The organism is Cronobacter condimenti 1330 (assembly GCF_001277255.1).
Classification (GTDB): Bacteria; Pseudomonadota; Gammaproteobacteria; order Enterobacterales; family Enterobacteriaceae; genus Cronobacter; species Cronobacter condimenti.
Window position 1 is genome coordinate 2068510 of record NZ_CP012264.1, and the last position, 24951, is coordinate 2093460.

General features: G+C 58.1%; 22 protein-coding genes. 11 read left to right on the top strand and 11 right to left on the bottom strand.

All coding sequences use genetic code 11. The features are described 5' to 3' along the window. Nucleotides 1-86: 86 nt before the first annotated feature. On the bottom strand, nt 87-1544 hold the full coding sequence (gene ansP, locus AFK62_RS09470; protein ID WP_007675118.1) for an L-asparagine permease: 1458 nt from the start codon (nt 1542-1544) through the stop codon (nt 87-89). A 355-nt stretch (nt 1545-1899) separates the two neighbouring features. Between ansP and ampC the strand changes: the two genes are divergently transcribed. Then, the gene (gene ampC, locus AFK62_RS09475) at nt 1900-3036 is read left to right on the top strand and encodes a class C beta-lactamase (RefSeq protein WP_007675122.1); all 1137 of its coding nucleotides are present in this window, start codon (nt 1900-1902) and stop codon (nt 3034-3036) included. 41 nt (nt 3037-3077) lie between these two features. On the opposite strand, the gene nfsB is transcribed toward ampC, so the two are convergent. Beyond that, nucleotides 3078-3722, bottom strand: a complete 645-nt coding sequence (gene nfsB / locus AFK62_RS09480) for an oxygen-insensitive NAD(P)H nitroreductase (RefSeq protein WP_007675134.1) — start codon at nt 3720-3722, stop codon at nt 3078-3080. 261 nt (nt 3723-3983) lie between these two features. On the opposite strand from nfsB, the gene pptA reads away from it, so the two are divergent. Further along, nucleotides 3984-4214, top strand: a complete 231-nt coding sequence (pptA, locus tag AFK62_RS09485) for a tautomerase PptA (protein WP_007675138.1) — start codon at nt 3984-3986, stop codon at nt 4212-4214. Between the two features lie 45 nt (nt 4215-4259). On the opposite strand, the gene AFK62_RS09490 is transcribed toward pptA, so the two are convergent. Together AFK62_RS09490 and AFK62_RS09495 are read right to left on the bottom strand one after the other, a co-directional pair. Continuing rightward, the gene (locus AFK62_RS09490) at nt 4260-5165 is read right to left on the bottom strand and encodes a manganese catalase family protein (protein WP_007675140.1); all 906 of its coding nucleotides are present in this window, start codon (nt 5163-5165) and stop codon (nt 4260-4262) included. A 73-nt stretch (nt 5166-5238) separates the two neighbouring features. Further along, nucleotides 5239-5748, bottom strand: a complete 510-nt coding sequence (locus tag AFK62_RS09495; RefSeq protein ID WP_007675142.1) for a ferritin-like domain-containing protein — start codon at nt 5746-5748, stop codon at nt 5239-5241. Between the two features lie 485 nt (nt 5749-6233). Between AFK62_RS09495 and AFK62_RS09500 the strand changes: the two genes are divergently transcribed. Beyond that, nucleotides 6234-7055, top strand: coding sequence for an arylamine N-acetyltransferase family protein (locus AFK62_RS09500; protein WP_007675144.1), 822 nt, complete (start codon nt 6234-6236; stop codon nt 7053-7055). On the opposite strand, the gene AFK62_RS09505 is transcribed toward AFK62_RS09500, so the two are convergent. Next, complete coding sequence (locus AFK62_RS09505; RefSeq protein ID WP_007675145.1) at nt 7052-7966, bottom strand: AraC family transcriptional regulator; 915 nt, start codon at nt 7964-7966, stop codon at nt 7052-7054. The two genes, AFK62_RS09500 and AFK62_RS09505, sit on opposite strands and share 4 nt — an antisense overlap. A 119-nt stretch (nt 7967-8085) precedes the next feature. Here AFK62_RS09505 and AFK62_RS09510 point away from each other — a divergent pair, with 119 nt between their 5' ends. After that, nucleotides 8086-8622, top strand: coding sequence for a carboxymuconolactone decarboxylase family protein (locus AFK62_RS09510; RefSeq protein WP_007675147.1), 537 nt, complete (start codon nt 8086-8088; stop codon nt 8620-8622). 161 nt (nt 8623-8783) lie between these two features. Beyond that, on the top strand, nt 8784-9869 hold the full coding sequence (locus tag AFK62_RS09515; protein ID WP_007675149.1) for an NAD(P)-dependent alcohol dehydrogenase: 1086 nt from the start codon (nt 8784-8786) through the stop codon (nt 9867-9869). A gap of 45 nt (nt 9870-9914) precedes the next feature. Here the strand turns inward: AFK62_RS09515 and AFK62_RS09520 are convergent, their stop codons facing one another. Continuing rightward, entirely contained in the window at nt 9915-10679 is a 765-nt protein-coding gene (locus AFK62_RS09520) for an SDR family NAD(P)-dependent oxidoreductase (protein WP_007675151.1), read from the bottom strand. Nucleotides 10680-11126: 447 nt separating this feature from the next. On the opposite strand from AFK62_RS09520, the gene AFK62_RS09525 reads away from it, so the two are divergent. Continuing rightward, nucleotides 11127-11543 (top strand): TfoX/Sxy family protein, encoded by a 417-nt coding sequence (locus AFK62_RS09525; RefSeq protein WP_007675152.1) that lies wholly within the window; start codon nt 11127-11129, stop codon nt 11541-11543. Nucleotides 11544-11699: 156 nt separating this feature from the next. Here the strand turns inward: AFK62_RS09525 and AFK62_RS09530 are convergent, their stop codons facing one another. The 5 genes from AFK62_RS09530 to AFK62_RS09550 form a co-directional block, all read right to left on the bottom strand. Beyond that, a complete protein-coding gene (locus AFK62_RS09530) occupies nt 11700-12293 on the bottom strand; it encodes a flavin reductase family protein (protein WP_007675155.1) in 594 nt (197 codons plus the stop codon). A gap of 62 nt (nt 12294-12355) precedes the next feature. Then, complete coding sequence (locus AFK62_RS09535) at nt 12356-13120, bottom strand: hypothetical protein (protein WP_007675157.1); 765 nt, start codon at nt 13118-13120, stop codon at nt 12356-12358. A 1-nt stretch (nt 13121) separates the two neighbouring features. Further along, nucleotides 13122-13319 carry a hypothetical protein gene (locus AFK62_RS09540; RefSeq protein WP_007675158.1) on the bottom strand — a complete coding sequence of 66 codons (198 nt, stop codon included), beginning with the start codon at nt 13317-13319 and terminating at the stop codon, nt 13122-13124. A gap of 109 nt (nt 13320-13428) precedes the next feature. After that, entirely contained in the window at nt 13429-14430 is a 1002-nt protein-coding gene (locus AFK62_RS09545; RefSeq protein ID WP_007675160.1) for an alpha/beta fold hydrolase, read from the bottom strand. A 174-nt stretch (nt 14431-14604) separates the two neighbouring features. Beyond that, complete coding sequence (locus AFK62_RS09550) at nt 14605-15342, bottom strand: SDR family oxidoreductase (protein WP_007675165.1); 738 nt, start codon at nt 15340-15342, stop codon at nt 14605-14607. Nucleotides 15343-15528: 186 nt separating this feature from the next. On the opposite strand from AFK62_RS09550, the gene AFK62_RS09555 reads away from it, so the two are divergent. From AFK62_RS09555 to AFK62_RS21130, 5 genes are all read left to right on the top strand, one after another. Further along, nucleotides 15529-16464, top strand: coding sequence for an AraC family transcriptional regulator (locus AFK62_RS09555; RefSeq protein ID WP_007675173.1), 936 nt, complete (start codon nt 15529-15531; stop codon nt 16462-16464). Nucleotides 16465-16893: 429 nt separating this feature from the next. Next, on the top strand, nt 16894-19110 hold the full coding sequence (locus AFK62_RS09560) for a type VI secretion system Vgr family protein (RefSeq protein ID WP_007675179.1): 2217 nt from the start codon (nt 16894-16896) through the stop codon (nt 19108-19110). 12 nt (nt 19111-19122) lie between these two features. Then, nucleotides 19123-20682, top strand: a complete 1560-nt coding sequence (locus AFK62_RS22575) for a tetratricopeptide repeat protein (RefSeq protein WP_007675182.1) — start codon at nt 19123-19125, stop codon at nt 20680-20682. Next, on the top strand, nt 20679-20828 hold the full coding sequence (locus tag AFK62_RS22580; RefSeq protein WP_007675185.1) for a hypothetical protein: 150 nt from the start codon (nt 20679-20681) through the stop codon (nt 20826-20828). Before AFK62_RS22575 ends, AFK62_RS22580 begins: the two co-directional genes overlap by 4 nt. Before the next feature lie 10 nt (nt 20829-20838). After that, nucleotides 20839-24948, top strand: a complete 4110-nt coding sequence (locus AFK62_RS21130; RefSeq protein WP_235509469.1) for an RHS repeat-associated core domain-containing protein — start codon at nt 20839-20841, stop codon at nt 24946-24948. Nucleotides 24949-24951 lie beyond the last annotated feature (3 nt).

A 24951-nucleotide genomic window follows, 5' to 3' on the forward strand; every position in this document is an offset into this window, starting at 1 on the left:
GGCGGCGTTTCGGGCAACTACCAGTAATAGTACGCATAAAAAAGGAGCCTGATGGCTCCTTTTTCACGACCGTCACGACGGACACGTTATTCCGGATGTTGCTGCGGCGCGGTGCTTTGAATTTCATTCACACGCTTGCGCACGCCAAACCAGCCCGCTACCAGCAGCACGGCGATGAGCGGAACAGAAGCGATGGTGTAAGTGCCATTCGGGTAATCGAATGCCATCAGCACCAGGACGGTGGCGAGGAACAGCAGCGTCAGCCAGGAGGTAAACGGCGCGCCCGGCAGCTTAAAGGCCACGTCATCGGCCTTGCCTTCTTTGATGGCTTTGCGAAGACGCATCTGGCAGACCACGATAAAGGCCCAGGAAGAGATAATGCCGAGCGACGCGATGTTCAGGACAATCTCAAACACCTGCGAAGGCACCAGATAGTTCAGGAATACGCCGACGACGTAAACACAGACCGTCACCAGAATGCCTGCAAACGGCACCTGCGATTTGCTCATCTTCGACATAAACTTCGGCGCAGAGCCGCCCATCGACATCGAGCGCAGGATACGGCCGGTGGAGTAAAGGCCAGAGTTGAGGCTTGAGAGCGCGGCGGTCAGCACCACCATGTTCATGATGTCGCCGATATACGGCACGCCGAGTTTGGAGAAAAAGGTCACAAACGGGCTTTGTCCTGCCTGGTAGGCGTTCCACGGCAGCAGCAGCACCAGCAGCACTACGGAGCCCACATAGAACAAGCCGATACGCCAGATAACACTGTTGATGGCCTTCGGCACCATGGTCTGCGGATCTTTACATTCGCCCGCCGCCGTACCGACCAGCTCGATAGAGGCGAAGGCGAACACTACGCCCTGCACCAGCACCAGCGCCGGCAACAGGCCGTGCGGGAAGAGACCGCCGTTGTCGGTTATCAGATGAAAGCCGGTGGCATTGCCGTCAAGCGGTTTACCGGTACCAAGAAACACCACGCCCACGATAAGAAACACCACGATGGCCAGCACTTTAATCAGCGCGAACCAGAACTCCATTTCGGCGAACCACTTCACGCCAATGAGGTTCATGGTGCCGACAATCGCCAGCGCGCCAAGTGCGAACACCCATTGCGGCACATCGCCAAACGCGCCCCAGTAGTGCATATAGAGCGCCACGGCGGTGATATCGACGATACCGGTCATCGCCCAGTTTACGAAATACATCCAGCCTGCGACGTAAGAGGCTTTTTCGCCGAGAAACTCACGGGCGTAAGATACAAAGCTGCCGCTCGACGGGCGGTGGAGCACCAGTTCGCCCAGCGCGCGTAAGATAAAGAACGAGAAGATGCCGCACACGAGATAGACCAGCGCGAGCGAGGGGCCAGCGGCCTGAAGTCGTGCGCCTGCGCCTAAGAACAGGCCGGTCCCGATGGCACCGCCGATCGCTATCATCTGCACCTGACGGTTGCCCATCGCCTTGTGATAACCCTCTTCATGAGAGTTCAACCAGCGTCTTTTCGCAGCGCGATGCTCAGCCGCGTTTTGCTTCGTTGTTTTCATTGGTTTTCCTGTAGTCCTGTCTGAACCTGAACGAGCCAAAATAACCGCCCGCCGTAAACCAACCAAACGTTTGCCTGTGTTGGTTTTTTGTACGGCAAATGTCCGTCTTTCCTGTGATTATGTTGTGCGGATAAGACAAAACATGGCGCAGCATCCTAACCTCAAATTCCGGACTTCGCAAAGCCTACCAGTGAGGGTGTGAACCAGAACTTATTAGCCCATAACGTCGCCGGGGATGTTGCCTGCATCGTGTGCAAAAACAGGTGAATTAACGCGCAGCGCACTGCCATATTGCCACGGGAAAGAAAACCCTGATAATGACGGTTTTTCTGCAAAACCGTGGCGAGGAGAGCCGATGAAACGTCAGGCACGTGTACTGTTAACGATGATGATGGTCGCCGGGAGCGCGCAGGCCGCGACCGTTGCGCCCCCGGATGACGTAATAAAACCCCTGATGGCGCATTACCAGATCCCGGGCATGGCGGTGGCCGTGTCAGTGAATGGCGAAGCACACTACTGGCATTACGGCGTGGCGTCGAAGGCAACCCGCACGCCGGTGGATGAAAACACGCTCTTTGAGATTGGCTCGCTCAGTAAGACGTTTACCGCGACGCTTGCGGCTTACGCCCATGAAGAAGGTAAGCTCGATTTCAGCGCGCCTGCTAACCACTATCTCCCGGAACTGAAAGGCAGCGCGCTGGATGGCGTCTCGTTGCTGAATCTCGCCACCCATACCTCCGGGATGCCGCTGTTTGTGCCGGATACCGTAAAAAATACGCCGCAACTGATGGCGTGGTACCGTGCCTGGCAGCCAGCACAGCCTGTGGGCACCGTGCGGGTGTACTCAAACCTCGGTATCGGATTGCTTGGAATGATCGCGGCAAACGCGCTGGATAAACCCTTCAGCGAACTGATGGAGCAGGGGCTGCTTGCCGATTTCGGCATGACACACAGTTATGTGAATGTGCCTGCCGCGGCCATGAAAGATTACGCGCAGGGCTATAACAAGGATGATAAACCGGTACGGGTCACGCCCGGCCCGCTGGACGCTGAATCCTACGGGTTAAAATCGGGCAGCGCCGACCTGTTGCGTTATCTGCAGATTCAGCTTGGCGAGCGCGAGGTCTCCCCACGCTGGCGCGCCGCACTTGACGCCACGCACCAGGGCTATTACCGCAGCGGTGAATTTACGCAGGGTATGATGTGGGAATATTATCCGTGGCCGTCATCCCCTGAGACGTTACTTGCCGGCAACAGCAGCCAGCGGATCATGAAAGGGCTTAGCGCGACGGTCATTACGCCGCCGCAAAACGCGCCGCAGGCCGCCTGGTATAATAAAACTGGCTCAACAAACGGATTTTCCGCCTACGCGGTGTTTATTCCCGAAAAGCGCATCGCGCTGATTATGCTCGCCAATAAATGGTTTCCGAATGACGACCGCGTGAAGGCGGCCTACCAGATAGTGCAGGAACTGGAACACGCCCGGCCATAAAAAAGGCCGCCCTCGGGCGGCCTTGTCATGCATCGCGCACCTTAAAGCTGCGTGATAACCACATCCTGATCCAGGCGGGATTTCGGCAGGGTGGCATTGAAATCGGCATCGCTGCGATAACCAATCGTCGCCACGACCACGCTGCGCAGGCCTTTTTCTTTAAGCCCCAGCACCTCGTCCATTTTCTCCGGGTGGAAACCTTCGATAGGGGTTGCATCAAGGCCCATCGCGGCCGCGCCCAGCAGCAGGAAGCCGAGGGCGAGATAGGCCTGGCGGGTCATCCACTCGCGCTGCTGTTCCGGGGTTTCACTGTTCAGGCCCACAAAATAGCGGCGGCCTTTATCATTGCCGGCGCGGGCTTCTTCGTTCGGGTAACGGCCATCCTGCTGTTCTTTTTCAAGCAGTTGCAGCAGATGCGCTTCGTTCAGCTCTTCTTTGATGGTGAATACCACGGTCATGGCGGCGTTGCTTGCTTTGACCTGGTTTGCGTCCATGAGCGCAGGCAGGATGCGGGCTTTGCCTTCATCGCTGGTGACGGCAAAGAAATGCCACGGCTGCGAGTTCACAGAGGAAGGGCTAAAGCGCAGCAGATCCAGCAGTTGTTGTTGCTGTTCTGTCGTCAGCTTACGGCTGTTGTCATAGGCTTTGCTGGTATGGCGTGTGCGAATAATGTCGTTAAGGTTCATACGCGTTTCCTGGTTGAATGCCGGGCCAGTACGGGACAGGCACGGGCAGGTTGCACTGTTATTGTCTTAATCAGGGGCACCGATAGTAGCCTAAACCAGACGGTGGCAACACCCGCGACGGCCTACTGCGACGCTAAGCGGCAAAAAATGCAAAAACGCGTGACGTTGTCACCTACTAAGAGGGGCGTGGCGAAAAAGACATGAAATACGCGGCCGCTTTCAGGCATTATCGAAGAACGACATCACTCTAAGGAAACTCTAATGCCCCATATCGATGTGAAATTTTTCCCGCGCGATCTCAGTGACGCTCAGCAACAGGCCTTCGCCGACGAGTTAACACAGGTCATCGTCAAACATCTGCAGAGCAAAGAGAGTTCAGTCTCGGTAGCGCTTAATGAAGTGCAGCCGGACCAGTGGAAGACACAGGTGTGGGATCAAGAGATTGCGCCCAACAAAGCACATCTGGCGCGTAAACCTGGCTATGAAATGTAAGCCAAAAAAACCCTGCCGAGGCAGGGTTTGTCTTTTCCGGATGCGTTACTTTTTCTCAAATGGTTTTTTTGACTGGCGTTCAACAGGCGGTACGGACGCGCCCATCTCTGCACCGGTCACCGGGTTGATACCCGGATCGGACTGAAGACGCTGCGCCATATTAAGCACGCTTGCCTGCTGATCCGGCGAAAGCTGAATATCAATCATACCGTCACCTCCGTTCACTGCCGGTTGCGGATCGGCGACGTATTCGAAGTTCTCATCGCTGTTCCAGCTGCCGCGCAGGTCATCGCCTTTAGACATGTTGTAGTAAACATTCGTGTACTGTTCCACCGGCGGCAGTTTGCCCGGCGGGAAGTTATTACGAATAGAGTAGAGGGCTTTCTCGAAGGACAGCATATGGGCGACTTCACGGGTCATCAGGAAGCCCAGCGCATCTTTCACACCCGGGTCATCCGTCAGGTTAATCAGACGCTCATAGATAATCTTCGCGCGAGCTTCCGCCGCGATGTTCGAGCGCAGATCTGCCGTGATTTCGCCGATCGTATCGATATACGCGGCCGTCCAGGGCACACCGGCAGAGTTGGTCAGCGGTGGACCGCCTCCGTAGAGCACCTGGGTCAGATGACTGTCGTTCCCCGCGCCGGTTATCGAGCGATACAATTCGCCTTCCGATTCCGTCGCTTCCGCCAGATCGCCTTTGGCGCCTTTGTTGAGCATCCCCACAAGGGAACCGATAATTTCCAGATGGCTCAGTTCTTCTGTCGCGATATCCATCAGCATTTCTTTACGTGCCGGATCTTCATCACCCAGGCCCTGGGTGAAATAGCGGGTAGCGGCGGCAAGTTCGCCTTGCGGACCACCAAATTGCTCCAGCAATAAATTTGCCAGACCCGGATTCGGTCCCGCGACGCGGACCGTATATTGCAGTTGTTTTACATGTCGGAACATCAGGATCTCCTGTTTACACGACAACACTCAAAATAAACCTGCCAGCGGACTGGCAGGCAAATTAGTCGGGGGATTATTTTTTCGCTTCAACGCCGGGAGCAGCAGAACGGTTAAGGAATTGCTGCGTGACATCCGGTAAATGTTTCAGGCACCATTCTGCCATCGCGATTTCCTGCTCCAGAATTTGCTGGAACACAACTACGCCTTGTTCATCGCCTACCGCTTTTGCGGCAGAAATCAGCGAGGTATAGCAGGCGATTTCAAACTGTTCGAACACATAGCCGCTGATAGCACCTTTAACGACTTCATCAGAGGCGAACATGCCGCCAACCGCCTGGCCCATGGCTGTCATTTTGCTCATGGTGTCTTTCACGACGGAGCTGGAAACATTGTTCCTTTCTATAACGGAATCAATGATTTGCAGCTGGTGGCGAGTCTCTTCGATGTGCTGTTCAATACGTGCCTTGAGATCCGGATAGTGTTCGATACGGGACGCCATGGATTCCAGCATCTGTTCTGCCTGTTTCTCCATTGCATGAGCGTCACGGAGCCAGTCATGATAATGTTCTTCGTATGTCGTCATAAATCACCTCTTCCGGAATAAATAGTTACCTGTAAAGAAATTTTTTATGCGTCTCTACAGACTTAATAAATTTGTTACGCACTTAAAAGCGTAGCAGATATTTTCGAACGGAAGCGGCAAACCAGGATATTCTGTTTTTTGAGAGTTATCTTAAGTCAAATTAACTGGATGATTATTATTCAGTTAGCCTCTTAATATGGACGTCTTGTGATGTCGTGTATAACTTCAATAAATGAATAATTGCATTTGTACGCTATTTATCCTGCCTGCATTTAATGTTGCTGATTATTTTATTATTATTAAGCGAAGCGGCTGAAAGAATTTACGCAAGCTTCATTAAGCGCGTTTGGCTTTATTTTAAGCGGGCCCGGCGAGGCCTTTCTTCTATCAGATTCAATACCCTGTAACACGAGCCGGCTTACCGGCGCGAAAGCAGCTATCCTCATTCAGGCAACACGGAAAGGATACAGATTAAGGAACCCGTAATGGCATTCAAAAGACAGGACTACTTTTCACGTATTGGCTTCACCGGCGAGCCGCAACCGACGCTCGCCACGCTTAACGCGCTGCATCAGTGCCACACTGCAACAATCCCTTTCGAAAACCTTGATGTTTTACTGGGCCGCGAAATCCTGCTGGATGACGACGCCATCTTTACCAAGCTGGTGGAAGCGGGGCGCGGGGGATACTGCTTTGAACAAAACGCGCTGTTTTCACGGGCGCTCGCGGAATGCGGATTTGCCGTTGAAGCGCTGGCAGCGCGCGTATTAATAGCCGACCCGACCGCTATGCCGCCGCGCACCCATCGGCTGGTGCAGGTGACGCTTGATGGCGAGCCGTGGATAGCGGATGTCGGCTTTGGCGGAGCGACGCTCAGCGCGCCTATCCCGCTGGCGCACGGCGCCGAAATCGCAGGGTCAGAAGGGCGGTTTCGTATTGAAAGCCAGCAGAGCGAGTTTTTGTTGCTAAAAGAAGAAGGAAACGACTGGCATGCGCTCTATCGCTTCGATCAGGCGCGTCAGTACCCGGCAGACTACCTGATGGCGAACCACTTTATCGCCCACTGGCCGGCATCGCATTTTCGCCATCATCTTCTGGCGGCGCTGCACCCACCCGGCCAAAAGCCCCTGAAGCTGCTTAACGACCGGCTTAATGTCAATGGCGAGAGCCGCACCCTTGCCGATGACGCGGCGGTCTTTGAATCTCTGCAAAAAGACTTCGGCATGCGTTTCGATCATCCGACACATGGCGTGTCGTGCGAGGCTTTCTGCGCCATGATGGCGGCACTGCGCCGCGATAACCCTTAATCCACGGGACGCTGCTGGCGGAACTGGCCGGGCGTCACTCCCCACACGCTCTTAAACGCCTTACTGAACGAGGACTGGGTCAGATAGCCGCACGCTTCCGCTATTCGCCCAATCGCGTCGGGCTCACGTTCCAGCAGTCGCGCGGCGCGCGCCATCCGTACCTGACTGAGCCAGCCTTGCGGCGTAAGCGGATAACGGCTCGCGAAATGTCTGGCGAAGGTTGCACGGGAGAGAAAACAGCGTGCGGCCATGCTCGCCAGTGTCCAGGGCTGTTCCGGGTTCGCCAGTACAGCGCTCACCGCCGGCGCGAGCCGTTTATCGGCAAGAAGCGGCAACATGCCAGGCGCCTCCTGCGTATCGCTTAATAAGGCGCGCAGCACCAGCGTGAGCAGGGTGGATGAGAGTTCACGTACAATGGCGCCCGCACCGGGTAGTTCGCTAAGGCTCTCGTCAGACAACATCGTTAACAGCGCGGCAAGCGAACGACAGTCCTTCCGCGCGCCTGTCGCAATATGCCGCACGGCAGGCTGCCCGCTAAAGAGCAGCGCGCCGCTCACCCCCGTACTGAACTCGCCACAGAGCATCACCAGTGGTGCGTCGTCGCCATCAGTAACCATTTCCGTCACCGTACCCTTATCACGACGCCGAAACGTTGCCATCACGCCCTCTTGCTGATGACTCTCCAGCCGGTGCGGCGTGCCGTGGGGCAGCAGAAAAATATCGCCGGCGCGCGCAAGGAAGACCTCGCCATGCAGCACAAGCCGGGCATGGCCGTCGAGAATGGCATGCCAGGGGATCTGGCCGACCGGGCGTTGCCCATGACTCGACTGCCAGCGTCCGGCAAAACGGCAGTGCAAATCGACCGAACTTTCCGGCGCAAGCAGGGTGATGAGCTGGCTGAGGCTATCCATAACTCTCCTGAGACGATAAGACCAAAAGGCGAGACGCCGCGCGGCAGATGGACTCTCATCGCAGGCGTAGTATGCACTCAACGCCCGACGACGGGCATCCAGTCAATAAGGAGTGCATGATGAGCCGTTTACAGACAATCGCGACCGACGCCGCCACCGGTAAAACCGCCCAACTGTTTGATACGCTGAAAAGCGCGATGGGTAAAGTCCCGAATGCTTACGCCACCATTGGCAGCAACGCACCGGAGATCCTCTCCCAGGCGCTGCAACATAATATGGCGCTTAAAAAAGGTGCGTTGAGCGCCCGGGAGCTTGAGGCCATCAATCTGGTCGTGAGCGAAACCACGGGCTGTGATTACTGTCTCGCCGCGCACACGCTGATGGCGAAAAAGGCCGGGTACAGCGCGCAGGAAACCCGCGAGCTACGCGCCGGGCATTTTGCGGCGGACGCGCATATCGACACGCTACTGCGCTTTGTGAAAACGGTCGTGACGACCCGCGGTACGCTGCCGGAAAGTGAGGTGACTTCACTGCGCACCGCAGGTTTTGACGACCGACAGGTCATTGAGATCCTGAGCGCCATCAGCGCGATTCTCTTTACCAATATGGTGAACCGCGTAAACGACACCGTGGTGGATTTTCCTAAAGCAGAATAATCCGCACGCGGTGGGGGAGGGGAGAGGCTTTCGTAATATCAAACGGTTAGCAGATTCCCCTCTCGGACATCGGGCGTCAGTCGTCGCCCGATGCCTGGCAAAAGTCATCGAAGGGCAGTATAAGAAATAAACACCGCTGATACGCGTAACCGGAGATGACAATGACGATGAAAGTGCTGGGCTATGCCGCGCAGACCGCCGAGGCGCCGCTGGCCCCCTTTGAATTTACCCGCCGCGCCCCGCGCCCAGATGATGTGGTGCTGGAGATCCTCTACTGCGGCGTCTGCCATTCCGATCTCCATCAGGCCCGCAACGACTGGGGCTTTAGCCAGTATCCAATCGTCCCAGGACACGAAATTATTGGCCGCGTAACGGCGGTCGGCAGTGAGGTGAAAAAATTTAAGCCCGGCGATCTGGCGGGCATCGGCTGTATGGTCGATTCCTGTCGTACCTGTGACCCGTGCCGCGCGGGTCTTGAGCAATACTGCCTTGAGGGCAACATTCAGACTTATAACGGCATCGATCGTCACGACGGGGAACTGACGTTTGGCGGTTATTCGCAACTTATCCTCGCCTCGCAGGATTTCGTGTTGCGTATTCCTGATGGGGTCGATCTCAAAGGCGCCGCGCCGCTGCTCTGTGCCGGGATCACCACCTGGTCGCCGCTGCGACACTGGAAAGTGGGGAAAGGCAGCCGGGTGGCAGTCATTGGTCTTGGCGGGCTTGGTCATATGGCGCTGAAGCTTGCTCATGCCCTGGGCGCGGAGGTAACGCTCTTTACACGTTCGCCTGGCAAAGAGCAGGATGCGCGTCGGCTTGGCGCGCACCACGTGGTTATTTCGGAAGATGAAATACAGATGAACCAGGTGGCGGGACATTTCGATGTGATTATCGATACCGTACCGTATGCGCACGATATCAACCCGTATCTCGCGACACTCAAGATTGACGGTACGCTGGTCTTTGTCGGTTTACTCGGCGATGTCGAACCGCCGGTCAGTACGCTGCCGATGATTACCGGGCGTCGCACGGTCGCGGGGTCCTGCATTGGCGGGATTGCCGAAACGCAGGAGATGCTCGACTTTTGCGCGAAGCACAATATTTCCGCCGACGTCGAAGTAATCAACATTCAGGAAATCAATGAAGCGTGGGAACGGATGCTGAAAAGCGATGTGAAATATCGCTTTGTGATTGATATGGCCTCGCTCCAGCAAGGGGCGCGGCTGGCACCCATCACCACAGCGTAAAATGCTGGCAAAAAGATATAGCGGGCCTGATGGCCCGCTTTTTTATTACGCCTGTTTCGGCTGGCCGTTTGACGCCGTCAGGCCGCCATCGACGGGAAGATTCACGCCAGTGATATAACGGGCGTCGTCACTCGCCAGAAACGCGATAGCATCTGCGATATCCTCCGGCTCGCCCGCACGCTGCATCGGGATGCGGTCGTAGAATTTTTGCAGCAGCGCCTCATCCTGCTTCATATCTTCCGTCAGCTCAGTAAAGGTAAAGCCCGGGCAGATAGCATTCACGCGTACCCCGTCGGCGCCGTAATCCATCGCCAGCGACCGCGTAAAGTTGGTGACAGCGCCTTTCGCCGCGTTATAGACGCTCATGCCCCAGTCGCCGCCAAGCCCTGACACCGACGAAATGTTAATCACGTTACCTTTAGTCTTCAGCAGACCTGGCATAAACGCGTGCAGGCAATAGAAGACGCCATTAAGGTCGGTGCCCATCAGCGTTTCCCAGTCCTCAAGCTTAATCTCGTGGATTTTCCCCTGCACGATCACGCCTGCGTTATTCACCAGCACATCAACGTGACCAAATTCATCGGCCACACGCTGAGCCAGGGCCTGCACCTGCGCGGGATCAGAGACATCGCAAGGCGTAACCAGATGTTTGCCCTGGGTTAGCGTTGCCGCCACTTTATCCAGCTTCTCTTTAGTACGCCCGACCAAAACGACGCTTGCGCCTTCACGGGCAAACCGTCGCGCTGCCGCCGCACCAATTCCTGACCCGGCACCTGTCACGACCACCACTTTTTCTTGAAAACGGTTCATACATCCTCCTTTTCAGTGTCTGGCACAATGCTGTGCTTAATCATCAAGTCATTGTTAACTCTGGCATTCATTACGTGCTTCGCAAGTGATTGGCGGCTAATCATTCGTAAGCGGCTGTTTTCTCTAAATTAAAAAGTCATTAAAAAATGTGACCTAAGCCAAATTTTCGCGCTGCGAATAAAGCGGGGGATCGGAAGAGGGGTTTTCATTTTGCTTATCAATTGGTTAGTCATTTATCATAAAGATATTGTTCTGCGGCTCCGCTTGCCTGTGGATAACATGTGCAAAGTGAACAAAAAATATCCTGATAGACGATCCCACTGGATCGTTCGGGATGCAGACGCAGCAACCCTGTCACGTTTTGGGATCGTTTTGCATGAAACAGGCAGGCTGAATTCTTAATGTAACCGGCCAGAGAGTGCCCGCGAGTCGGGTAAGGGGAGAGAAATGCAGGTTTCTCGTGAATACGTCACGTTTATACTCGATCAACTCGCGCCGCTCGGCGCAGTGGAAACTCGCCGTATGTTTGGCTGCGTGGCGCTGTTTCAGGCGGGCAGGATGTTTGCGCTGGTGGATGGTGATGCGCAGCTCTATATCAAGGCTGATGAGAAGAACCGCGCGCAGTTTATTGCAGCGGGCTTCCCGCCCTTTACCTATGTCACGACCCGTCGCAGCGGCGGTCAGCAGGAGGTGGCGCTCGGTTACTACCGCCTCCCTGAAGAGCTGGTGGAGGATAATCACGAACTGTTGCGTTGGGCGCGGGAAGGAACAGACGCTGCACGCCGCGCGCCCGAGAAAAAACCGCGTAAAACCGCGCATAAAAACTCTGATTCCGCTAAAACGAACGACAATACGCCGCATTAGTTACAACATGCTAAAAACGATCCGAACAATATGTGGTTAGCGCCGCGCCGCCTGAATAGCTTAACAGTACAAAAAAGCGGGCAGCGTGGTTTCGGTTGTACGCAGGCAATAAAAAAGCCAGCGAGGCTGGCTTTAAAATGCGCGTCACTGGGGGTGTCAGATGTCGCTGTCGGGGCGCGCAAACGCCTCGCCGATAGCGTAAAAATGCCCGCCTGCAAAGTGATGCAGGCTGCGCATTTCCGGCGGGGCGTTCTCAAAATGCCAGCGGCCATCACGGAAAACGCGCGTATCTGCCCAGGCGGCGGTCACCTGGCCGATAAAAAGATCGTACTGCTGCTGATTATGCGGCTCAGGTATCAGCTCGCAGGCAAGCCATGCGGCGCAGCCAGCGACGAGCGGCGCATTCACACCGTCCATCTGAAATAGCGTTGCACCTGCATGCTGAAGTTTTTCCGGCTCGTTATGAAGACTACGCGTGCCTAACTGCCAGGTCATTTCGCGCTGTGCGACAGTCGGCACCTGCAACACAAACGTGCCGCTGCGCTCCAGCAGCTCGCGGGTGCGGGCTATCTTATCGATAACCACTGTGACTTTAGGCGGCGCAAAATCAAGTCCGCACGCCCAGGCCGCCGCCATGACGTTTTCAACGCCATCATGACGTGCAGAAACCAGCACCGTCGGACCATGATTGATGAGCCGGTACGCTTTATCGAGCGACACCGGCGCAAGGTGGGAATGACAGTCGTTCATACGCATAACCTTTTGTGTAATGAGCGGGCAGGGTAGCACAGCCGTTACCCGCCGGTTTTGCGCTACGTGTCTCGCATCCCAAGCGCCAGTGATTGTGCCGGATCGAACAGCGACAGGCTCTCTATCTGATTGAGTAAAATGACTTTGCGGTACGCCAGCGCCGAGTTCGGCCCGGCCTGCAGCGTAATATCGTGACTGTCATACCACGCGCTGTAATTATGCTCGACGCGTAAGTCCAGCGTTTCATTGTCGCGATAGCCGCTCAGCATCGGGATCAGCACCAGATTGCTGATGTCGCTACGGGTGCTGTCGAACGTCGCACTGTGGATCATCCCGATATAGACGCGCTGGGATTTCATGGTTATCCAGATAAGCTCACCCTCTTCCATGCACTCATACAGCAGCCCTTCAATGCCGTTGGCGCGTGAGAGCGTCCGGTAAAGTGTGCGTCGGCCACTGTTATCAAGCTTTGCCGTGGGCGACCAGTTCGCACGGTAGAGACAAAACAGGATAGCGAACCCGAGCATCAATACTACCGGTGCCTGGATGCCGAGAAAGCTCCAGTTCATAAACGCCATCTGGTAGTGATAATCGTCGCTGCCGGACCACGCCGGAAAGGCGTTCAGCACGCTTGAAACGATAAGCAACGCGAGCCACAGCAGGCCAGTCGCGAGTACCCCTTGCAGGACGAAGATGCAGCCGTAAAGCGCCACCAGGAAATAGACATCCCACCCGGAGGTGCGCATAAATTTAAAACGGGTGGAGAGGTCACGGCTGGTATACCAGTAGCCGCACACCATCAGCACCATAAAAATCGCCGTTCCCATCTTAAGCCCTCTTCAGCATGTCAACGTGACGGGCGAAATCTTCCTGCACGGCAAGACATTCAATATTCACCGAAGCATTGCCGTCTTCATCAATGATAATGCGCTCTCCCTCGTCGATAGCATCCTGGATATGCGCCGGATGAACGGCATGAACCAGCTTTTCCGGGCTGGTAAAAAGCGAACGAAATATTCTGAACATAGTGAACCTCCCGGCAACAGTATAGAAAGCCTGGGAGAGGCAGGGAGAAAGAGAGGGATTTTACGGGTTTATCTGAAGGAAAAGGCCCGCCAGCGCGGCGGGCTGAGGATTATTTAACCGTTTTGAGTCCCTCAAGCAGTGCCTTATGCAGACGCTCCGGCGCCTGGATCTGCGGCGCATGGCCCAGGTCATCAAAAGTGACGAGCGTGGCGTGAGGGATCGCGCGCGCGGCCTCTTTGCCCAGTGTCGGGTAGTCGCCAAGCGTTTTTTGCACCTCGGGCGGCGCGGCATCTTTACCCGGCGCGGTGGTATCTTTATTGCCAATAAGCAACAGCGTCGGCATCTTCAACTGACCAAACTCATAGACCACGGGCTGGGTATAAATCATGTCGTAAAGCAGGGCGGAGTTCCAGGCGACGCGCGCCTTGCCTTCGCCCTGATACATCCCGGCCAGCATATTCACCCAACGATCATATTCCGGTTTCCACTGCCCGGCGTAATAGGTGTTCTGTTCATATTTGCGAATGCCCTCGGCGTTGGTTTTCAGCTCCCGTTCATACCATGCATCCACCGACTGCGACGGCACGCCTTTCGCTTTCCAGTCCTCAAGCCCGATAGGGTTAATCATCACCAGTTGCTCGACCTCGTCGGGGTACATCAGCGCATAACGCGTCGCCAGCATCCCACCGGTGGAATGGCCAATGATCGTCGCCTTTTTCACAGCGAGTTTATCAAGCAGCGCATGGGTGTTCTGCGCCAGTTGCTGGAAACTGTACTGATAGCGCTCAGGTTTGGTCGATTTGCAAAAACCAATTTGATCCGGTGCGATAACGCGATATCCCGCGTCACGCAGCGTGCGAAGCGTCGTGTCCCAGGTCCCGGCACAGAAGTTTTTGCCATGCATCAGCACCACGGTACGCCCGTTGGGCTTCTCGGGTTTTACATCGATGTATGCCATCTGCATTGGCTGGCGCTGGGATTCAAACGTAAAACGCTCGACCGGCCAGCCATAATCGAATCCTTCCAGTTCCGGGCCATAAGCAGGGGTGTCGGCGAAGGCTGGGGTGACAAGGGCGCAGAGCAGCGCCGCGCTGGACAGACGTAAAGACACAGGCGGTTTCTCCTTAACATTTTCATCAGTAATGGCTTTTGACTATAGCTAACGCGCGGCGTGTCAGTGTCCAGCCTGGTAAAGGCGCTGTAAAAAACCGCAAAGGGGGGAAATGAGTAGTTACGGGCGGAAAAACAAAAAAATGCCGGCGCGAACGCCGGCGAGGGGAATTAATTAATACGGGCTTGCCGTCGGGCGAACAACAATCTCGCTGACATCCACGTTATCTGGTTGTTCGATGGCGTAAGCGATAGCGCGGGCGATCGCATCGGCGGGTAGCGCGATGCGCCGGAAATCGTCCATCGCCGCACGCGCCGTCTCATCGGTGATATGCGTCGCAAGCTCCGATTCCACGACGCCGGGGCTGATTAACGTCACGCGAAGGGCGTCGTTTTCCTGGCGCAGCCCGTCGGTAATGGCGCGTACGGCATATTTGGTAGCGCAGTAAACCGCGGCGGTGGGCGACACACGATACGCGCCTATCGAGGCGATATTAATAATCTGCCCGCGATTGCGCGCCTGCATCACCGGCAATACGGCGGCGATGCCGTGCAGTACGCCGCGCACGTTCACATCCAGCATCTGGTTCCACTCATCCACCTTCAGCGAGGCGAGCGGCGATAACGGCATCACGCCCGCGTTATTGATAAACGCGTCAATCTGGCCATATTTCCCGAGCGCCGTTTGCACAAACGCCTCCATGCTGTCGAGTCGGGTAACGTCCAGCGCGGCGTAGTCAATCTGCGCGCCGTTAACGCGTAACTCTTCGCACAGCGCCGCCAGACGGTCGGTGCGGCGCGCGCCAATCAGTAAACGGTAGCCCTGCATCGCCAGCAGGCGCGCCGTGGCTTCGCCGATCCCACTACTGGCGCCGGTGAGCAGGATAACTTTGCGTTCGTCGGTCATCGTCATGGTGCTTACTCCGTCGTTGGTAGGCCCGGCGGGTTTGCCGGCGCCGTATGCATAAAGCCTACGCCCGCCTGCCGCTGCCCGACAGCGCCATTCCTCTCGGGCTATTGCCTAATCCTATTTCCCCTGGTGAAGCATTGCGCGCAACGTGCCACAATCCTTGCAACAACCTATAACGGAGATGCCGCCATGACGATGCTGTCGGGACAACAAGAAACGATCGCTTTACTGGAAAAACTGGCTCCGCAGGAGGGATATACCCGCTCGCTGCTGGATACCGTGCGCTTTATGCGATCCGATCGCGCGCTGCCGCGCACGCCAGTGCTCTATGAGCCGTGCATTGTGATTGTCTGCCAGGGCTGTAAACGCGGATATGTCGCCGACCATGTCTATACCTACAACGCCAGTCATTATCTGGTGCTCTCGGTGCCGCTGCCGTTTTCGACTGAAACCGACGCCACGCCGCAGGCGCCGCTGCTGGCCGTCGCGGTGCGCCTTGATATGACAGTGGTGGCTGAACTGGTGCTGGCGCTCGATGGCGAGCAGGGTCGGCGTGCCGCCTCTCCCGAAGGCATTCTCTCCACGCCGCTTGACGAACCACTTGCTGACGCCACACTGCGCCTTTTGCGCGCGCTAAGCCACCCGCAGGAGGCGCAGATCCTCGGGCCCGCGATTGTCAAAGAGTTGTACTACCGGGTGCTGATGGGTGAGCAGGGCGGCGCCATCCGCGCAGCGCTGGCAAGCGTTGGCAAATTTGGCCGGATCTCACGTGTGCTACAACGCATTCATGCCGACTACGCCGGGCGTCTGGATGTTGCGACGCTTGCCGCCGAGGCGGGCATGAGCGCGCCTGCGTTTCACGCGCATTTCAAAGCGGTCACCAGCAATTCACCCGTGCAATACATCAAAGCGGTGCGCCTGCACCAGGCTCGCCTTCTGATGATCCGCGATAACCTCAGCGCCGCTACGGCGGCGGTGCGCGTTGGTTATGAAAGCCCCTCGCAGTTCAACCGCGAGTTCCGCCGCCTGTTTGGCCGTACGCCGGGAGCCGAAACCCGCGAAATGAAAAAATCGTTCGCGCTGCTGCCGCCCACGCAATTTGAGGCGATGACGGCGAATCATTAACGCTCAGCCAATAAATGACGTTTATATTTCCCGGCGCTGTTTAATGGCCGGGATATTTCACTTAAGGCCGTTATATGCGGGGAATATATTTATCCGCGCGATAGGGATAATCGCAAAATGAATTAATTGCCCGCGTTACGCGTTTCATTCTTTTTTGTTTCCTTTCGCGCCTGTCTGCCTGTGATGCGCCTCTCGCTTTGTACGCAGGCCGCGCCGAATGGGAATTTTCCCACTAGGCGGGCGGCATAATGCCGATAGTATGGTTTTATCTTCACCACCCGAAAGCGATTAATTCACGCGTATGCCTTCTGCTTTTTTCTTTTGAAATAGCCGGAGACAGGCTCGCGCGTCATTACGGGAATATCACCATGCGATTAACCGGATTTTGTCATGCGGACATTCTGATGAATACCATCATGGGGCGTTATCATGGTTAATCGTATTATTGCGACATCACCAGCCGCGCCTGACTCGCTATTATTCTGGGCGCTGAAAGGCGAAGAGCACCTCGGCGCGCCCTTTCGTTTTCAGCTTGATCTGCTGAGTGAGGACTTCACGCTCGACAGGCAGCGGCTACTGGGCCAGCCGATGAGCGTGACTATCCCCACCCAGACGCTCGCGCCGCGCTACCTGACCGGTAAAATCACCGCGGTGACGGTGCGCAGCGAAGAGCTCGACAGCAAGCGCTACGCCGTATATCAGCTGACACTCGAGCCCGATTTCTGGCCGATGATGCGCGATCGCAATTTCCGTATTTTCCAGCAGCAGCGCGTGCCGGATATCGTCAAAACGCTCTTTTCCGAACACGACGTTAAACTCGAAGACAAACTCACCCGCAGCTACCGCCAGTGGGATTACTGTGTGCAGTACGGTGAAAGCAGCTTCGAATTCGTCAGCCGTCTGCTGGAGCTCGAAGGCATCAGTTATCTCTTCCGCCACGATAAAGACGGACACACCCTGGTGCTGATGGATGACTACACCAGCGCGTCGCCGTTTCCGGGCTACGATGTGATCCCCTGGCACGCCACCAGCGGCGGCGGGGTGGTTGAAGAAGAGGGCGTCAGCCAGCTCACCGCAAGCCATGTGGTCACGCCCGGTCTTTACAGCACCGACGATTACGACTTTCGCAAACCACACGCCTGGATGCTGCAAACCCTGCAAAACCCGGTATCGCCAAACCCCGGTAAAATCGATGTCTACGACTGGCCGGGGCGTTTTGTGGAGCACGGCGACGGCGAAGCTTACGCCCGTATTCGCCAGCAGGCGTGGCAGGCGCAACAGCAGCAGACGCGCGGCTCAGGCACCGCCAGCGGCATCGCGCCGGGGCACACCTTCCGGCTTATCAAAGCGCCGCACGTGGCGGATAACGCCGACTGGCTGGTCGTCGGCGCGCAGTATGACTTCGAAGAGAACCCCTATACCTCCGGCGGCACCGGCGAAGGTCGCCAGCGGATCGATTTCACCGTGATCCCGGCGCAGACGCCTTTTCGCCCCGCGCCCGTCACGCCGTGGCCGCGCACTTATGGCCCGCAAACGGCGCGCGTCGTGGGGCCGAAGGGCGAGTCTATCTGGACGGATCGCTATGGCCGCGTGAAGGTGAAATTCCACTGGGATCGCTTAAGCCCTGGCGATGAGAACAGCTCCTGCTGGGTGCGCGTCTCCAGCGCCTGGGCAGGCCAGGGTTTCGGCGGTATTCAGATCCCGCGCGTGGGCGATGAAGTGGTGGTCGATTTTATCAACGGCGAGCCCGACCGGCCGATTATCATCGGGCGCGTCTATAACGAGGCGCGAATGCCGCCCTGGGAACTGCCCGCCGCCGCCACGCAGATGGGCTTTATGAGCCGCTCGAAAGATGGCTCGCCGGATAATGCCAACGCCCTGCGCTTTGAGGATAAACCCGGCGAGGAGCAGTTCTGGCTTCATGCCGAGCGCAATATGGATACCGAAGTGGAGCAGGATGAAAGCCACTCGGTGGGCCAAAACCGCACCAAAACCGTCGGCAAAGACGAAACCAGCCACATTAAGCAGAACCGCACCCGCACCGTGGATGGCAACGAAACGGTCACGGTAGGCCAGAATCGCACCAAAACCATTCAGGGCAGCGAAACCACAACGGTGAACCAGCACCGCACCGAAACCGTCAAGGGCAATGAGACCCTGAGCGTCGAGCAGAATCGCGACGAAACCATCACCGGCAACCACACGGCGACCGTGAAAAGCAACCACACCGGCACCGTGGAAGGCCATCAGACGCTGACGGTCAATCAGGATCGCACCCGTACTGTCAACGGCAATGAAAAGGTGCAGGTACAGCAAAACCGCACCGTCGCGGTCACCGGCAACCAGACGCTGAACGTCACCGGCAATCGCGACGTCACGGTTAGCCGCAATGAAAACCGCGTGGTGAGCCAGAAACAGGTGGTTTCTATTGGCGCGGGGCGCACGCTGACCATTACCGGCGGCGACACCCGTTTTACCGAAGGCAGCGTCGCCGACAGCGCCACCACCACGTTTCAGATAAACGTCGGCGAGAGCGGGATCCTTATCAGCAACGGCAGTATCGAGATAACCGCTGGCGGCGCCAGTATCACCATTAATGCCGCAGGCGTCATGGTCAACGGCAAGAAAATCGAGCTTAACGCCTGACAGGATGCCCGGATGAGTGCGAAAAACCCGACCGAAAACGCCATCAGCGAACTGGAAATCAGCTGGCTCGAACGCACAGAAAACAGCGCGGCCAGGGTTATTGTCTGGCGCGTGCCGGCGAGCGGTGAAAGCCTGCTGAACGGCTTTTTCGCGCTGCAACAGCACCCGGAAGGCCGAAGCCTCGCGGATCTTTTCATTACGCTCGATACGCCATTTGAGACCGGCTACGGCTACAGCCAGACGCTCGCCAACGATTTTCTGGAAAGCGTCGAGGCGACCCCCGACGCGCGTCCCTGGACGGGCGAGGCTTTTCTGCCGTGTTTCAGCACAGCCGCTCTCTGCGCCATGCTGGACGATTTCGCGCGCGTTCACGCAGAGGATTTCACGACGCTCATCGTCATCCTGAAACCGGCGGCGGTCAGCGACATCGCGGCATATCAGCGCTGGCTCGCGCAGTGGCTCGCCGCCCCGGCAGCGCGCGTGCGCCTGCTGCTGACGGACACGACCGAGCAACCACTCTGGCAACCGCTTATTGACGCGCACGGGCCGCAGGTGTTGTTACTCACCGATACCCCCGACGCGATGCAGGTGATGCAGCAGACGGCGCGCCAGCAGACCGACCCGGACAGCGATCGCCTGCTGTTTCGCCGCTATCTCGCCGACGCCATGCTGCTGCTCGAAAAGGGCAGCGCCGCGCAGGTTGCCAGCCGGGCGGCGCTCGCTATGCCGATTGCCCGGCGGCGCGGCTGGGCGGATCAGGAGGCGCTACTGCATCATCTGGTCGCCGGGGCGTGGCTGAAGGCGAAAAACACGCCGCAGGCCGTGGCGCACTATCAACAGGCACAGTCGGCAGCGGCGCGCGTCGCCGATGTGCCGGTGCGCGGCCAGCTCGCGGTGCAGGGCGCGTTTGGCGAGGCGGGCGCCTGGTTTGCCGATAAAAATTACACCGAGGCGGCGAAACACTACCGCCGCGCCGCCGCGCTTGCGCGCGAGATCCCGCATCCGCTCTTCGAGCTGGAAGGCTGCCGCATGGCCGGGTTCGCGCTCTGGCAGGCGGGGCACCGCACCGTGGCGATGGAAGATTACGCGGCGGCGGTCCGGGCGGCTCACGCTATCGCGCAGGAAGAACGCGGCCAGACCACGCTGCCGCTGGTCTTCGCCGACCTGCTGCGTATGCAGGATAAGCCCCGCAGCGAGGCCCTGGAAGCCGCCGCCGCGCGTTTTCAGCAGGCGAGCAAGCAACTGCTCCTTGAGGCAGAAACTGCCGTCAGTACGCTGAACCCGGCCACCGCCGCCGCCGTTAAGCAGGTTGACCGGCGGTTGCAGCTGCGCCTTGAGGCCGCGTTTCTGGCGCTGCGCCAGCAGCGAGAAGCGTTAATCGCGCAGGGCGATGAGAGTTTTCGCCAGACGGTGCGCCTCGCCCGCGATCTGCTCCACCCGCACTGGAACGGCCTGCCGGATGTCGCGCACCCGTTCGACGTCCCGCCGGGCGAATGGCACTCTCTTCCCGCCTGGCGCGCGAACGCGCCCGCGGCCCCGTTATCTGAACCTGCAGGAAGCAACAACGTATGAAACGTCGTGATAACCATTTCAAAACCAAAGCTATCGTGATTGTCGTGGCGGTTGTTCTCGCCATGCTGTTTTTAAGCATCTCTGACAGTGAGCTTGCCACAGAGATCCGCACCTTCCTGCGCGCGCTGCTCCGCGCCTTATTCTGAAGGTAACGCGATGCACTCCGGTGCCCATTTCGACCCGCAGCTCGGCCTGGATATCCACCTTTACCCGTGGCCGCTGCCGACGCCACATATTGGCCTGGTGTTCGACGTCTTCGACTATTTGCCGTTTATCGGCACCACGGTTCACGTGAACGGCATCCGACGCGCCAGCGCGGGCACCGGCGGCATTGCGATTCATATTCCTACCGGCGGGGCGTGGGTACCGCCGCTGCGTTTACCGGGTGGCCCGCAGCTCGAAGATGAACTCTTTATGGGCAGCAAAACCGTGGCGGTGGACGGCGAGCCGTTCTCGCGTATCGGGATGCCGGTGCTGAGCTGCAACGTCGTCGGCATGGTGCCGCCGTTCCGGCCCAAACGCGCCGCCAAACCGAAGCTGCCGTCGCTGACGCTGCCGCTGACCTTCAACCTGGCGCTGCCCAATAACGTTATCGTCGGCGGGCCGCCGACCGTCAACCTGATGGCGCTGCTGATGCGCGCGGGCTTAAGCGGCCTCGGCAAGGGCATGAAAAAGCTCAAAAAGACGCCCCAGTGGCGGCTCTTTATGCGCCGGTTTACGAAGTTTCGCCAGAAACTGTTCCGCAATATGGAACCCGGATTTCTTAAATGCCGGGTGCTGCGCGCCGAGCCGGTCGATATTCGCGACGGCAGCGTCCATCTTGAGCATCGCGATTTCCTGCTGCCGGGGCGGCTGCCGCTCGACTGGGGACGTTTTTACTCCTCGGCGGATATTAACGAGGAAGGGCTGTGCGGCTACGGCTGGCTGACGCCTGCCGATACCACGCTTGAGGTGATGCGCGACGACGGCGTGGCGCTGCTCACCGAGCCGGAAGGCGTGACGCTGTTCGTCGGGTTGCCTCAAGAGCCTGGGCGCGAGCATGCGGTGTTTGGTCTGCCGGACGGCAGCCGCCTCTGGTATGAACTGCGCGACGGCGAGCCCTGCTGGCAGGTGGAGCAGGAGAGCGCGCTGTGCTGGCAGTTTACCGGACGCGACGGGCGGCTGTGCGTCGATGCCGTGGCCGATCGCAACCACAACCGCTGGCAGTTTGAACGTGACGCGGGCGTGCTGACGCGCCTGCGCGAATTCAGCGCCGAAGGCCCGACGGGGCGCGAGATCCTCGTGACCTGCGAGCAGGGCCGCTTGCAGGCGCTGCGGCTGCGTAATGCGTCGGACGGCGACGTGACGCCGCTCACCCGTTATGAATATGACGAGACGGGCCAGCTGGTTGCGGAAATCGACGCGCTCTCGCATCCCCGGCGCTTTCGCTACCAGCAGCGGCGCATGATAAGCCACGTCGATCGTAACGGGCAGGGGTTTCATTACACCTTCGATGACGCCTGGCGCGTGGTGCACGCCTGGGGCGACGGCAACGTCTGGGATTACCGGTTCGAGTACCACACGCTGCTTAACGAAGTCGCGGTTACCGATTCGCTCGGCAACCTCTCGCGAATCACCTTTGATGACAACGGCCTGCCGGTGTCCGAGATTGATCCGCTCGGCGGCAACACGGTGTTTCGCTATGACGACGTAGGCCGCACGCTGGAAGTGACGGAGCCCGACGGCAGCCAGCACCGCTGGGAATATGACGCACAGGGCCGGATGACGGCGGAGCATCTGCCGGGTGGCGGCGTGGTGCGCGCCATGTTCAACGATTTCGGCCAGCCGCTGTGCGTCACGGACGAGAGCGGCGCGCAGTGGACATCAGACTATGACGCGGCGGGCAATCTCATCGTGGGGTGCGACCCGACGGGCGTGTCTGCGCACTACGTTTACGATACGCTCGGCCAGCTGCGCGAGGCCGACGTGCCGGGCCAACCCGTAACGCGCTACGACTACGATCGCTACGGCTTTCTGACGCTTATTGCGCAGGCGGGCACGGGCGAAACGCGGCTGCGCCACTCGCTGCGCGGTAATCTGCTGGAGAAACGCGACGCGAGCGGCGGCGTCACCCGTTACTTCTGGGATATGAAAGACAGGCTGGTCGCGATGCAGACGCCGGAGGGGCAGGAGATCCGCGTCGAGTACAACCGCGAAGACGAACCGGTGCGCTATACCGATGAAGTCGGCCGCGAGACGCGTTTTATCTATAACGCCACCGGCATGGTGACGGCCTGCCACACACCGGACGGCACGCAAACGGGTTATGAATACGATCCGGAAGACCGCCTGCTGGCCGTTATCAACCAGAACGGCGAACGCTGGGCGCTGGCCCGCGACGCGCTGGGCCGCGTGGTGACGGAAACCGATTACTGGGGCCAGGCGACACGCTACGAATGGGATAAAGGCGACCGGCTGATACGCCGTCTCGACCCGCTGGAGCGCGAGGTGCGCTACGGCTACGACGCCGCTGGCCGCCTGCGGGAACGGCGCAGCGGCGACACGCTCACCGCCCGTTACCACTACGACGACGGCGGCCGCCTGACGCTGTGCGAAAACCCGTGGCGGCGGCTCGCCTGGCGCTACGACCGCGCAGGCCGCGTGCTGTGTGAAGATCAGGACGGTTTTCAGCTGCGCTATGACTATAACGCGCGCGGCCTGCCGGTACGGCGCGAGAGCGACGCCGGGCACCGGGTGGCCTATACGTGGGACGACGACGACCGGCTCATTCGTGTGCAGCTTAACGACGACGCGCCTGTGGAGCTGCGTTATGACGAGACGGGCAGGCTCGCGAGCGAGCAGCTTTCGCCGACCCTGCGGCGCGCGATGGCGTATGACACACAGGGCAGGCTGACAACACAAGAAGTGACGCAGGGCGACATGCCGCTGTTCACAAGCGGTTTCGCCTACGACCGCACCGGGAATATGACGCGACGGCAGGACAGCCAGTGGGGCGATGACCGCTACCGTTACGATCCGGTGGGGCGTCTCGTGGCGCACAGCGAGCCCGACGGCGCGCTGCGCCAGTTTATACACGACGCCGCGGGCAATCATCTGCACACGCACGTTCAGGCGGTGGATGATTCGCCGGGCGGCTGGTTTCGAGAAGGCGTTCATGAGGGCGTGCGTTACGTCTTCGACCGGGCGGGCGAACTGCGCCAGCGCCGGAACCTGCACACCGGCGAGGCGAAAGAGGATTTCCTCTGGGATGAGAACCGCCAGCTGATTGCAGTGCGCAAGGGCGAGCATCAGGTGCGCTACGGCTATGACGCGCTCGGACGCCGCGTCTTCAAGCAGACACCGGACGAGACGCGCTGGTTCTACTGGCAGGGCGATGCGCTGGCGGGCGAAACGGTCACGCGCACGGCGGCATCGCTTGCGCCCTTAAGCCTCTTCGACACCGGCGGGCGCATCAAACGCGAGCAGGCCCAGGCGGCGCTCTTTCATCGGATGCGTGAATACGTCTATTACCCCGGCACTTTCCGCCCGCTGGCGCTCCTGACGCAGGAGGGATCTCTGCGGGAGAGCTGGCACTACCACTGCGATCCGAACGGCGCGCCGGTCCGCCTGACGTCGGTCTGCGGGGAAATTGTCTGGGCGGAGCGCACCGGCGCGTGGGGCGAAAAAGGCAAGGTTTTTGCCAGCCGCATCGATAACCCGCTGCGCTTCCAGGGGCAGTATTTCGACCCGGAAACGGGTTTACATTACAACCGCTACCGTTACTATGATCCGGCGATAGCCGCCTATATCCGCCAGGACCCGATAGGGATGCTGGGTGGGGGGAACCCGTATCGCTACGCTCCTAATCCATTGATGTGGATTGACCCTTTGGGATTAAGTAAATTCTCTCCCAAAGATCCAGGGCTAGCTGAATTAATAGATGCTATTGAATCAAGGCTACCAGGTGCAGTGAAACAAGTTGAAATTGGGATCGCCAGGCCTAATGGAACTTTATATACTGACTTAGATATTGTAACTGATACGCATGTTATTCAGGTTAAGACTGGTGGCGGCAAAGGACTGGTAGGCCAGTTAGAGACCAGTAAAGAAATAACGATTGGCAAAGAAGTTGTTGGATTTGATGCTAATAGTCTCATTGGGTCAAGTAAAAGAGTTAAACCCTCCATTATTAAAGATGCGACGGCCAAGGGTTTCAAGGTGTTTGATAATGTCGATGATCTCATCAGTGATATGAAATTAAACCCAGGCACAGGAAAAAGGTGTTGATAA